At 69.2% G+C, this 10,741-nt stretch carries 18 protein-coding genes; 4 read left to right on the forward strand and 14 right to left on the reverse strand.

Annotated features, from left to right (window positions below; all coding sequences use genetic code 11):
* Both VFE05_14225 and gmd read right to left on the reverse strand, forming a co-directional pair.
* A partial coding sequence (locus VFE05_14225) for an NAD-dependent epimerase/dehydratase family protein (GenBank protein ID HET6231225.1) occupies positions 1–567 on the reverse strand: 567 nt, incomplete at its 3' end.
* Between the two features lie 5 nt (positions 568–572).
* Positions 573–1,562 (reverse strand): GDP-mannose 4,6-dehydratase, encoded by a 990-nt coding sequence (gene gmd / locus VFE05_14230; protein ID HET6231226.1) that lies wholly within the window; start codon positions 1,560–1,562, stop codon positions 573–575.
* A 185-nt stretch (positions 1,563–1,747) separates the two neighbouring features.
* Here gmd and rpmB point away from each other — a divergent pair, with 185 nt between their 5' ends.
* The 4 genes from rpmB to VFE05_14250 all read left to right on the forward strand — a co-directional run bounded on the left by rpmB (position 1,748) and on the right by VFE05_14250 (position 3,159).
* Positions 1,748–1,939, forward strand: coding sequence for a 50S ribosomal protein L28 (rpmB, locus tag VFE05_14235; protein HET6231227.1), 192 nt, complete (start codon positions 1,748–1,750; stop codon positions 1,937–1,939).
* Positions 1,940–2,202: 263 nt separating this feature from the next.
* The gene (locus tag VFE05_14240) at positions 2,203–2,547 is read left to right on the forward strand and encodes a hypothetical protein (GenBank protein ID HET6231228.1); all 345 of its coding nucleotides are present in this window, start codon (positions 2,203–2,205) and stop codon (positions 2,545–2,547) included.
* A complete protein-coding gene (locus tag VFE05_14245) occupies positions 2,544–2,849 on the forward strand; it encodes a hypothetical protein (GenBank protein ID HET6231229.1) in 306 nt (101 codons plus the stop codon). Before VFE05_14240 ends, VFE05_14245 begins: the two co-directional genes overlap by 4 nt.
* A gap of 13 nt (positions 2,850–2,862) precedes the next feature.
* Entirely contained in the window at positions 2,863–3,159 is a 297-nt protein-coding gene (locus VFE05_14250) for a hypothetical protein (GenBank protein ID HET6231230.1), read from the forward strand.
* Positions 3,160–3,355: 196 nt separating this feature from the next.
* Here the strand turns inward: VFE05_14250 and rplQ are convergent, their stop codons facing one another.
* The 12 genes from rplQ to rpsE all read right to left on the reverse strand — a co-directional run.
* The gene (rplQ, locus tag VFE05_14255; GenBank protein ID HET6231231.1) at positions 3,356–3,745 is read right to left on the reverse strand and encodes a 50S ribosomal protein L17; all 390 of its coding nucleotides are present in this window, start codon (positions 3,743–3,745) and stop codon (positions 3,356–3,358) included.
* Positions 3,742–4,854 carry a DNA-directed RNA polymerase subunit alpha gene (locus VFE05_14260; protein ID HET6231232.1) on the reverse strand — a complete coding sequence of 371 codons (1,113 nt, stop codon included), beginning with the start codon at positions 4,852–4,854 and terminating at the stop codon, positions 3,742–3,744. The genes rplQ and VFE05_14260 overlap by 4 nt, the downstream gene beginning before the upstream one ends.
* 88 nt (positions 4,855–4,942) lie before the next feature.
* The gene (gene rpsD, locus VFE05_14265; GenBank protein HET6231233.1) at positions 4,943–5,581 is read right to left on the reverse strand and encodes a 30S ribosomal protein S4; all 639 of its coding nucleotides are present in this window, start codon (positions 5,579–5,581) and stop codon (positions 4,943–4,945) included.
* A gap of 153 nt (positions 5,582–5,734) precedes the next feature.
* Positions 5,735–6,130 carry a 30S ribosomal protein S11 gene (gene rpsK / locus VFE05_14270; protein ID HET6231234.1) on the reverse strand — a complete coding sequence of 132 codons (396 nt, stop codon included), beginning with the start codon at positions 6,128–6,130 and terminating at the stop codon, positions 5,735–5,737.
* A gap of 122 nt (positions 6,131–6,252) precedes the next feature.
* A complete protein-coding gene (gene rpsM, locus VFE05_14275; protein HET6231235.1) occupies positions 6,253–6,633 on the reverse strand; it encodes a 30S ribosomal protein S13 in 381 nt (126 codons plus the stop codon).
* A gap of 29 nt (positions 6,634–6,662) precedes the next feature.
* Positions 6,663–6,779, reverse strand: a complete 117-nt coding sequence (rpmJ, locus tag VFE05_14280) for a 50S ribosomal protein L36 (GenBank protein ID HET6231236.1) — start codon at positions 6,777–6,779, stop codon at positions 6,663–6,665.
* An 85-nt stretch (positions 6,780–6,864) separates the two neighbouring features.
* Positions 6,865–7,614, reverse strand: coding sequence for a type I methionyl aminopeptidase (gene map, locus VFE05_14285; GenBank protein ID HET6231237.1), 750 nt, complete (start codon positions 7,612–7,614; stop codon positions 6,865–6,867).
* Positions 7,611–8,243, reverse strand: coding sequence for an adenylate kinase (locus tag VFE05_14290; protein ID HET6231238.1), 633 nt, complete (start codon positions 8,241–8,243; stop codon positions 7,611–7,613). Before VFE05_14290 ends, map begins: the two co-directional genes overlap by 4 nt.
* A gap of 10 nt (positions 8,244–8,253) precedes the next feature.
* Entirely contained in the window at positions 8,254–9,582 is a 1,329-nt protein-coding gene (secY, locus tag VFE05_14295) for a preprotein translocase subunit SecY (protein HET6231239.1), read from the reverse strand.
* A gap of 2 nt (positions 9,583–9,584) precedes the next feature.
* The gene (gene rplO, locus VFE05_14300; GenBank protein HET6231240.1) at positions 9,585–10,043 is read right to left on the reverse strand and encodes a 50S ribosomal protein L15; all 459 of its coding nucleotides are present in this window, start codon (positions 10,041–10,043) and stop codon (positions 9,585–9,587) included.
* The gene (rpmD, locus tag VFE05_14305) at positions 10,036–10,233 is read right to left on the reverse strand and encodes a 50S ribosomal protein L30 (protein ID HET6231241.1); all 198 of its coding nucleotides are present in this window, start codon (positions 10,231–10,233) and stop codon (positions 10,036–10,038) included. The genes rplO and rpmD overlap by 8 nt, the downstream gene beginning before the upstream one ends.
* Positions 10,226–10,741 (reverse strand): 30S ribosomal protein S5 (gene rpsE, locus VFE05_14310; protein HET6231242.1); only part of this gene is annotated, 516 nt, incomplete at its 5' end. The genes rpsE and rpmD, both read right to left, overlap by 8 nt.

The raw sequence follows: 10,741 nt of genomic DNA on the forward strand, positions 1-10,741 counted from the left end.
CGCGAGCTGGCGGGCGAAGCTGGGCAGCGAGAAGCGCGCGTCCTGCCCCGGCCCCGTGTGGTTGAAGCTGCGCGCCACCACCGCGTCGGCCGCGCCGGAGAGGCTGGCCTGCACCGCCGCCATCTCCGCCGCCGCCTTCGACGCCGCGTACGGGTTTGCGGGCCTCAGCGGCCTCGTCTCCGGGATCGGCTGCTCGTCCTCCGGCACGAAGCCGTAGACCTCGGCCGAGCTCACCACCAGCACGCGCGCCGCCCGGCCCACGGCGTGGACCAGGCGCAGGGTGCCGGTGGCGTTCACGTCCCACGTCCCCAGCGCGTCCTCGAACGACGCGCCGACCGACGCCTGGCCGGCCAGGTGGAACACCGCGTCCGGCCGCGCCGCGCCCAGCGCCGCACGCACGGAGGCGGCGGACGTCACGTCCAGCGGCAGCCACGTCGCACCCGGCTCCGCGCCCGCCGGCGCCGCACCCTCCAGCGAGCCCGCGAACACCGCGTGGCCGTCGTTCAGAAGGCTCCGCACCAGGTGCGAGCCCACGAAGCCCGCCGCGCCCGTGACCAGTGCGCGCACGGCGGCTACAGGCCGCCGGTCTCGCCCGCCGGGCGCGAACGGCCCAGCCGGGCCAGGTCGGCGTCCACCATCATCTTCACCAGGCCCTGGAAATTCACCTCGGGCTCCCAACCCAGGTCGCGCTTGGCCAGTGCCGGGTCGCCCACCAGCAGGTCCACCTCGGCCGGGCGCATGTAGCGCGCGTCCTGCACCACGTGGTCGCGCCAGTCCAGGTCGGCATACGAGAACGCCGTCTCCACCAGCTCGCGCACGCTGTGCGTCTCTCCCGTGGCCACCACGTAGTCGCCCGGCTCGTCGCGCTGGAGCATGAGCCACATGGCCCGCACGTAGTCGCCCGCGAAGCCCCAGTCGCGCTGCGCGTCCATGTTGCCCAGCCGCAGCTCGGTCGCGCGGCCCAGCTTGATGCGCGCCACCGCGTCGGTCACCTTGCGCGTCACGAACTCCAGCCCGCGGCGCGGCGACTCGTGGTTGAACAGAATGCCGCTCACCGCGAACAGGTTGTGGCTCTCGCGGTAGTTGATGGTCGCCCAGTGGCCGTACACCTTCGCCACGCCGTACGGCGAGCGCGGGTAGAAGGGCGTCTCCTCGCGCTGCGGCACCTCCTGCACCTTGCCGAACATCTCGCTGCTCGACGCCTGGTAGAAGCGGATCGTGGGGTTGTGCACCCGGATCGCCTCCAGCATGCGCGTCACGCCCAGCCCCGTGATGTCGCCCGTGAGCACCGGCTGGTTCCACGACGTCTGCACGAAGCTCTGCGCCGCCAGGTTGTACACCTCGTGCGGCTCGCTCTGCTGGAGCGCATAGAGCAGCGAGTTCTGGTCGGTCAGGTCGCCCGAGATCAGCTCGATGCGGTCCTGGATATGGTCGATCCGCTCGAAGGTTACCGTGGAGCTGCGGCGCACCAGGCCGAACACGCGGTAGCCCTTCTCCAGCAGCAGCTCCGCGAGGTAGCTGCCGTCCTGCCCGGTGATGCCGGTGATCAGCGCGGTCTTCATTACCCGTCTTGCGTGAGGTGGCCGCCGGGAAGTGGCGGCGGGGGATGGACAAGGGGGAAAACGTAGCGGGGCGTCCGGGCAGTGTCAACGCGAAGTGGACGCCGCCACGCCTTGACCCGGGGGCCTCGGGAGTATACTTTCCTTGGCTTGTCTGCTCTTCGAATTCACGCATCAGGAGACTTCCGATGGCCTTCTGCGCCGTTTGCGGCAAGGGCCCGCGTAGCGGGAACAACGTCAGCCACGCCAACAACAAGACCAAGCGTCGCTGGCTCCCGAACCTTCAGCCCGCCCGTATCGTGACGGACAACGGCACGCGCAAGCGCGTCCGCGTCTGCACGAGCTGCCTCTCGGCGGGGAAGGTCCGCAAGGCCGGGTGAAGTTGCCCCGCCCGCCCAAGCTCGACGAATAAGCGGCCGCACGGTGAAACGTGCCGGCCGCTTTTCTTTTCCCTCCTGTGACTCTCCGTCGCGGATTCCACGCAGCAGGATTCACCCGCCACAGCGCAAGCACTTGCCCGTTTTGCGGAAACAGGCGTTCTTTAGCACAGGTACTTTCAGACAATCCTTCCGCACTTCCCTCCTGAGATCTTTTCATGTACTTACGGAGATCGGGGCCCAGCAGGCCGCGCGCCGCAACCTCGTTGAGCCTGCTCACCGTCTTTGCGCTCAGCGCCGCTTGCTCCGACGTGACCACGACCGGAGTGGAGACGACGCCGGAGGGAAGGAGCGTAGCCCGCGACGTGATGATCGATCCTTTGAACGCGGTGGCGACCGGCTGCACGGATTACCTGGGCTTCTGGCACCCGGATGTGAACGCGTGCACGACGGGAGGCTCGCCCGTCAGCGGTCCCCCGCCGGCGGTTGATCCGAACGGAGGCGGCGGAGGGGCGGGCGGAGTTCCCCCGGCACCCTTCCCGGCGATGATGACGAAGACGGAACGACGGCGAACAACGGGCCCCTTGCCTACGCCGGATGTGTCGCTGTGAAGCTGGGTTTCTCCGGGTGGGGTGCGATCGCGACTGCCGGGGTTTCGTCGTACCAGATGTTCCAAGCACGCCAAACCACGGCGGAGAGGTACAGCGCGTACATCGAGTACAACAATGCCCACTACTCCGGGGGACCGTACGATCCGCTCGTGGAGAAGCTGCTGTACCAGCAGGTGACCGACGCCCGTTCCGCGGAGAATGCCCTCTGGCTTCAGGTCGGGGTTTCGTCGGGTATCGCTCTCGGTGCGATTGGCGCGGCCGCAGCCGTCTGCTGGCCGATCGCCATAGCGCCTGAACCCTGATTTCGAGGTGACGTTGGACAAGCTGAAGGCGGGTTATCTGGCATTCGGCATCGCGATGCTCGCGTGCGCGCTCGCCGTCGCCTACGGACTTGCGAGCGGGGCCGTACGCACGGCTGGGTGGGCGATGACGGTGGGATACTTGCTCGTCCTGGCGCTTTTCCTCTCCCTGGCGTGGCGTAACTACCGCGCATTCCGCGGCGGCCCCTCGGCCGCGGGCTGGGAGTCACGGTCGGCGAAGGTCGTCTGGTGGACCTGCTTGGCCTGGGTCGTGGGACTGGTCGTGTGGAACAGCCTGTCGGGGCGCCGCTGACGCACAGCGTTGACGTCAAGATGATCGACATCGGCAATCGGGAGATCGTCCGTCGATTCGGCGTCGGCAAAAACCAGATAAGCACGAAAGAAAAAGCCCCGCGGCGCACGAATGCGCCGCGGGGCTCTTCATCTTCCTGATCACCCGCCGTTGGAGCGACGGATGCAACCTTCTCCGCCGAAGCGGAGCAGGCTGCTTACTTCGCCGCCGCAGCCGGGGCCGCAGTCTCGCCACGGTCCACCAGCTCGATCAGCGCGGTGTCGGCGCCATCGCCCTGGCGGAAGCCCGTCTTGAGGATGCGCGTGTAGCCGCCCGGCCGCGCCGCGAAGCGCGGGCCGATGCTGTCGAACAGGCGGAACAGCACGTCCTTGTCCTGCACGTGGCGCGCGGCAAGCCGGCGCGAGTGCAGGTCGCCGCGCTTGGCGAGCGTGATCAGCTTCTCCGCGAACGGACGCAGCTCCTTGGCCTTGGCCGTGGTCGTCTCGATGCGGCCGTGCAGGAACAGGCTGGTGGTCATGTTACGCAGCATCGCCAGCTTGTGGCTGGTGGTGCGGCCCAGCGCGCTCCCCTTGTTGTTGTGCCTCATGATTCAAGCTCTTTCTGGGGATCCGTGCCGTTGCCGGCGCCGTTCTCACCGTTTGCGTTGTCAGCGCCGTCGGCCGCGGCCTCGCGCTCGATCCACCACAGCGCCCCATCCTCGCCCTGCTCCAGGTCCGCGCCGAAGCGCAGCCCGTGACCGGCCAGGAAGTCGCTGATCTCCTGAAGGGACTTCTTGCCGAAGTTGTCGATCCCCAGCATCTGCTGCTCGGTGCGCTGCACCAGGTCGCGGACGGTGTGGATGTTCTCCTTCTGCAGCGAGTTGCGGCTGCGGACGCTCAGCTCCGTCAGGTCCTCGATGGGACGGTTGAGCAGCTCCTGCAGGCGCGGCGCCACCGGCGAGCGGCCGGCCGGCACCTTGCGGCCCCCGGCGCCGTCCTCGCCCCACGAACGGTCGGAGCGCCACTCGGGCGAGCCGCCGGCCAGGAACGAGAGGTGCTCGATGGCCAGGCGCGCGGCGTACTGCACCGCGTCGCGCACCTCGATCGAGCCGTTGGTCTCGATGTCGAGCACCAGGCGGTCGAAGTCGGTGCGCTGGCCCACGCGCGTCTCCTCGACCACGAAGTTGGCGCGCGTCACCGGGTTGTACACCGCGTCGATGCGAACCAGGTCGGCCGGCATGCCGCGCGGCACCTGGTGCAGCTCGGCCAGCACGAAGCCGCGGCCCTTGTTCACGTACAGCTCGATGCGCAGGTCGCGGTCGTCCTGCAGCTCGAGGATGTGGTGGTCGGGGTTGACGACCTCCACCGAGGCATGCGAGACGATGTTGCGAGCGGTGACCGCGCCCGCCTTGGTCGCCCGCAGCTCCAGGATCGCCTCGTCGGCCGCGTCGTCCATGCGCAGGACGAGCGCCTTGAGGTTGCGGATCACCTGGTGGACGTCTTCCACCACGCCCGCGATGGTCTGGTGCTCGTGCAGCACGCCGTCCGCCCGGAACGCCCAGACGGCCGCGCCGCGCAGGCTGGAAAGCAGGATGCGGCGCATGGTGTTGCCGAGCGTCTGGCCGAAGCCCCGCTCCAGCGGGCGGAGCACGATCTGCCCCGCACGCGGCTGCTCCGGCAGCGCCGGCATCTGAAGGCCGGTAAGATCGAGTTCCACTAATCCCTCCCAGAATTGGACAGGATGCAGGAAAGGACCCGGCGGCGAAGCGAACTCTCGCCCCGCCGCCCGGGTCCCGCCCGCGGCTTTACTTGCTGTAGAGTTCGACGATCAGCTGCTCCTGGACGGCGAGCGGGATGTCCGCGCGCGTCGGGCGGCCGACCATGCGGCCGGTGCGGCTGCCCTCGTCCACCGCCAGCCAGCCGACGGTGGTCGGCTTGGTCTTGGCGGCCAGCGAGGCCTCCACAGGCAGGATGTCCTTGCTCTTGGGGGCGATGCGGATCTCCTCGCCCGGCGCCACCGCGTAGCTGGCCACGTCGACCGTGCGGCCGTTGACCTGCACGTGGCGGTGCGTGATGAGCTGGCGTGCCTCCTTGCGGGACGCGCCGAAGCCCATGCGATACACCACGTTGTCCAGACGGCTCTCGAGGCCCACGAGCAGGTTTTCGCCCGTCACGCCCGGCTGGTGCGCGGCCTTCTCGAACAGGTTGCGGAACGGCTTCTCGGACACGCCGTAGATGCGCTTCACCTTCTGCTTCTCGCGCAGCTGGTGCGAGTACTCCGAGGCCTTCTTGCGGCGTCCGCCGCCCGACTGGCCGTGCTGGCCGGGGGCGTAGGGGCGGCGCTCGACGGGGCACTTCTCGGTGAAGCACTTGACGCCCTTCAGGAACAGCTTCTGTCCCTCGCGGCGGCACAGCTTGCACACAGGTCCGGTGTAACGGGCCATGAACCGTAGTCTCCTTCCAGTGTGTTCTCTCGGCGGCTTCGTCCCCCCGACGGTCGCGGGGGTTTACGCCAGAATCGGGTACTGCGGCACTGCGAAAACGCGGCAGGCGGCGCCGGGGCATGAGCCCGGGCGCCGCCTCCGCGGCACCTCGCGTCAGACGCGGCGCTTCTTGGGCGGGCGGCAGCCGTTGTGCGGGATCGGCGTCACGTCGCGGATCGAGCGGATGCCGATCCCCGAGGCGGCGAGCGCCTGGATGGCCGACTCGCGGCCCGATCCGGGGCCTTGCACGCGCACGTGCACGCGCTTCACGCCCAGCTGCATCGCCTCGCGGGCGCACTGCTCGGCGGCGACGGTGGCGGCGAACGGGGTCGACTTCTTCGAGCCCTTGAACCCCGCCTTGCCGGCGCTCCCCCACACGACCGAGTTGCCGGCCATGTCGGTGATGGTGACGATGGTGTTGTTGAAGGTCGCCTTCACGAAGGCGATGCCCTCGCTCTCCACGTGGCGCTTCGTCTTGGGACGAGCGGCGCCCTGCTTCGGCTTGGCCATTCTCTCGTATGTCCTTGGCTTGGTCGTTCGCGGCCTACCGCGAATCCGGCACGTCCCCGCCGGAAGGGTTCCGGCGGGGTGGTCATCGGGACGGCGCGGGCGCCGTCCCGATCATGCGGCTGCTACTTCTTGCCCGGCTTCTTCTTGCCGGCGATGGCGCGACGCGGGCCCTTCTTGGTGCGGGCGTTCGTGTGCGTACGCTGGCCACGCACAGGCAGGCCGCGCCGGTGGCGCATGCCGCGATACGAGCCGATGTCCATCAGCCGCTTGATGTTGCGCGCGATCTCGGAGCGCAGGACGCCCTCCACCCGGTAGCGGGCGTCGATCACGCGGCGCAGCTTGTTGATGTCGTCGTCCGACAGGCGGTGGACGCGCTCGTCGGGGCTCACGCCCGCCTCTTCGACGATCTTGCGCGCCGTGGGCCGGCCGATTCCGAAAATGTACGTAAGGCCGATCTCAATCCGCTTCTCGCGGGGAAGATCGACACCGGCAATGCGGGCCATCGTGCTTCTCCTGGTAGCCGGAGCTGGGGTTAACCCTGGCGCTGCTTGTGGCGCGGGTTCTTCTTGCAGATGATGCGAACAATCCCACGCCGCTTGATCACCTTGCAGTGCTCGCAGATCGGCTTGACACTCGCGCGGACCTTCATCGTCGCCTCTCGGGTCGTGTTTGGACAGAAGCCTGAAAACTTAACGGCGAACGCCGCGTCCTGCAACCCCTGACCGCAAGGGGCGTCAGAGGGTGAGGATGCGCGGCCCGCCGGCCGTGACCGCCACCGTGTGCTCGAAGTGAGCGGAGATGCGGCGGTCGGCGGTCACCACCGTCCACCGGTCGGGCAGCGTGCGGACCGAAGCAGTGCCGGCGTTGAGCATCGGCTCGATCGCCAGCACCATGCCCTCCACCAGCTTGAGGCCGCGGCCGCGCTTCCCGTAGTTGGGGACCTGCGGCTCCTCGTGCGGCTCGCGCCCCACGCCGTGCCCCACCAGCTCGCGGACGATGCCGAAGCCCGCGGCCTCGGCCACCTCCTGGATCGCGCCGCCGATGTCGCCCAGGCGCCTGCCGGGGTGAGCCTCGGCGATGCCCATCTCCAGCGCGTGACGCGTGCGCTCCAGCAGCCGCTCCGCCTCGGGCGAGACCTCGTCGACCGGCAGCGTCACCGCCGCGTCGGCGAAGAAGCCGTCCAGCTTCACGCCGCAGTCCAGGCTCACCACGTCGCCCTCCACCAGCCGGCGGCGCGAAGAGGGGATGCCGTGCACCACCTCGTGGTTCACGCTGATGCACAGCGTGGCCGGGAAGCCGTACAGGCCCTTGAAGGCCGGCACCGCGCCCGCGTGGCCGCGAATGAACTCCTCGGCGAAGCGGTCCAGCTCCAGCGTGGTGCGCCCCGGCCTCACCTCGGCCGCGAGTGCGCGGTACAGATCGGCGATGATCGCCCCCGCCCGCGCCATGGCGTCGATCTCGTCCGGCGCCTTGAGGTGGATCACCGCCCCAGCCGTCCCATGATGTCGGCCTGAACCTCTTCGATGGGCCGGTCGCCCGGCACGTCGTGCACGGGCAGTCCGGCCGCGCGGTAGAACGCGACCAGCGGCTCGGTAGCCTCGCGGTACACCCGGAGGCGGTTGCGAACCGTCTCCTCCGCGTCGTCGGGCCGCTGCACCACCCGTCCGGCCACGTCGGCCGGGGGCGGGTTGTGCTCCACGTGGTAGACGGTGCCCGTCTCCGGGTCCGTCCGCCGCCCGCTCATGCGCCGCACGATGGCCTCGGCCGGCACGTCGATGTTCACCACCGCGTCGATGCCGCGCCCCAGCTCCCGCAGCATCGCCCCCAGGCTCTCTGCCTGCGCCACGTTGCGCGGATAGCCGTCGAACACGGCGCCGCCCTTCGCCTCCGGGAGCGAGAGCGCGTCGCGCACCAGCCCCAGGATCACGGAGTCGGGCACCAGCTCGCCCGCGTCCATGTACTTCTTCGCCTCGCGGCCCAGCTGCGTGCCTTGCCGCAGCGCGTCGCGGAGCATGTCGCCGGTGGCGATCTTCGGGATGCCCAGGCGGGTGGCGAGCAGGGCGCCCTGCGTGCCCTTGCCGGCACCCGGGGCGCCCAGCAGGATGAGGTCCATGGGCGGCGGCCTAGATGTACCGCTGCTGCCGCCCGCGGAACTTCACCCGGCCCTTCTTCATGAAGCCGTCGTAGCGGCGAAGCAGAAGGTGCTGCTGCATCTGCTGCACGGTGTCGAGCCCCACGCCCACCACGATCAGCAGGCCGGTGCCGCCCAGCAGGCGCGACAGGCCGGTCACGCCCAGCGCGTGCAGCACCGCGGTCGGGATGATGGCGATGGCCGCCAGGAAGAACGCCCCCGGCAGCGTGATGCGGCTCAGCACCCGGTCGATGTACTCGGCCGTGCGCACGCCCGGCTTCACGCCGGGGATGAACGCGCCCTGCTTCTTCAGGTTCTCGGCCAGGTCCACCGGGTTGAAGATGATGGCCGTGTAGAAGTACGTGAAGAAGACGATCAGCAGCGTGAGCAGCGCGTAGTAGATGCCCGTGCCCGGCGCGAACCACTGCGCCGCGTCGTGCAGCGCGCGGTTCTTCGTGAAGGCCGCCAGCGTGCTCGGCACGATCACGATCGACTGCGCGAAGATGATGGGCATCACGCCCGCCGAGTTGATGCGCAGCGGCACGAACGACTTCTGCCCCTGCCGGATGCGCCCGCGGCCCATGACCTTCTGCGGGATCTGCACCGGGATCTTGCGGGCCGCCATGGTGATCGCGACGGTGCCGGAGATGGTCACCAGCATCATCACGATCAGCCCCAGCACGCCCACGGCGTGCACCTGGCCGGCCTGCACGAGCTTCACCGTCTCGAAGATGGCCGTGGGCAGCCCCTCGATGATGGAGAAGAAGATGAGCAGGCTCATGCCGTTGCCGATGCCGCGCTCGGTGATCTGCTCGCCCAGCCACATCACGAACACCGCGCCCGTGACCAGGGTGAGGATCATCATGAAGCGGAAGCTCCACCCGGGGTGCGCCACCGCGCCGGGGACCTGCGGCGACTCCAGGAAGAGCGCGAAGCCGTAGGCCTGGAAGATGGCGAGCACGACCGTGGCGTAGCGCGTGTACTGCGTGAGCTTCTTCCGGCCGTCCTCGCCCTCCTTCTGCATCTTCTCGACGCTCGGGAACACCGTGGCCAGCAGCTGGAACATGATGCTGGCCGAGATGTAGGGCATGATGCCCAGGGCGAAGACCGTCGCCTTGGACAGCCCGCCTCCCACGAACATGTCGTAGATCCCGAACGCCGTACCCTGCATGGACTGCGCGAACGCACGGAGCGCGTTCACGTCGATGCCCGGCGCCGTGACGTGCGCGCCGATGCGGTAGACGAAGAGGCACAGGAGCGTGAAGAGGATCTTCTCCTTCAGCTCCGGGATCCGGAACAGGTTGGCGACGGGGTTCGACATGGTCAGCCGATCTCCGTGACGCTGCCGCCCAGGCCCTCGATCTTCTCGCGGGCCGTGCGGCTGAACTTGTGCGCCGAGATGGCGATCTTGCGCGTGAGGTCGCCCGTGCCGAGCACCTTCACGGGCCGGCGCGCGTGGCCGATGAGGCCGTTCTCGCGCAGCGACTCGGGGGTGATCTCGGCGTCGCCGTCCAGCTGCTCCAGCTGGTACAGGTTGACGACCTGGTACTCCACCCGGTTCAGCGGGGTGAAGCCGCGCTTGGGCAGGCGGCGCTGGAGCGGCATCTGGCCGCCTTCGAAGTGCGCCTTGCCGCCGCCGGGGCCGTGGTGGCCGGCGCGCGCCTTGGAGCCCTTGTGGCCCTTGCCGGCGGTCTTGCCGGTGCCGGTGCCGGGGCCGCGGCCAAGCCGCTTGGTGTCGCGGTGCGACCCCTCCGGCCGGCGCAGGTTGGAAAGATCAGCCATGGTTCTCCTGCCCTTCTGCGACGCTCACCTGCACGAGGTGGCGCACCTGGAAGACCATCCCCCGGATCTGGGGGGTGTCCTCGTGGATCACGGAGCGCTGGTGCTTGATGCCCAGCGCCGCCAGCGTACGGCGGTGCTTCGCGGGCGCACCCACGCCGCTCTTGGTCTGGGTGATCTTGATCTTAGCCACGCACACCTCCCAGCGACTCCAGCGGCACGCCGCGCTCCAGCGCGATCTGCTCGCGGGTGGTCAGGTTCTGCAGCGCGTCCATGGTCGCGAGCACCATGTTGAAGGGGTTGTTCGACCCCAGCGACTTGGTGAGGATGTCGTGGATGCCCACGCACTCCAGCACCGAGCGCACCGCGCCGCCGGCGATCACGCCGGTACCCGGGGCGGCCGGACGGAGCAGCACGCGCCCCGCGCCCGACTCGCCGATGATGTCGTGCGGAACGGTGCCCTTGACCACGGGGATCTTCACCATGGCGCGCTTGGCCGAGTCGATCGCCTTGCGCACGGCCTCGGAGACCTCGTTGGCCTTGCCGGTGCCGATGCCCACCTTGCCCGCCTGGTCGCCCACCGCCACCAGCGCGGTGAAGGAGAAGCGCCGGCCGCCCTTGACGACCTTGGCCTCGCGGTTGATGTGGACCACGTTCTCCTTGAACTCCGACTCGCGCGCGCCGCCGCCCTGGCCGCCGCG

It is taken from the genome of Longimicrobiaceae bacterium, assembly GCA_035696245.1.
In the GTDB taxonomy this organism is placed as follows: domain Bacteria; phylum Gemmatimonadota; class Gemmatimonadetes; order Longimicrobiales; family Longimicrobiaceae; genus DASRQW01.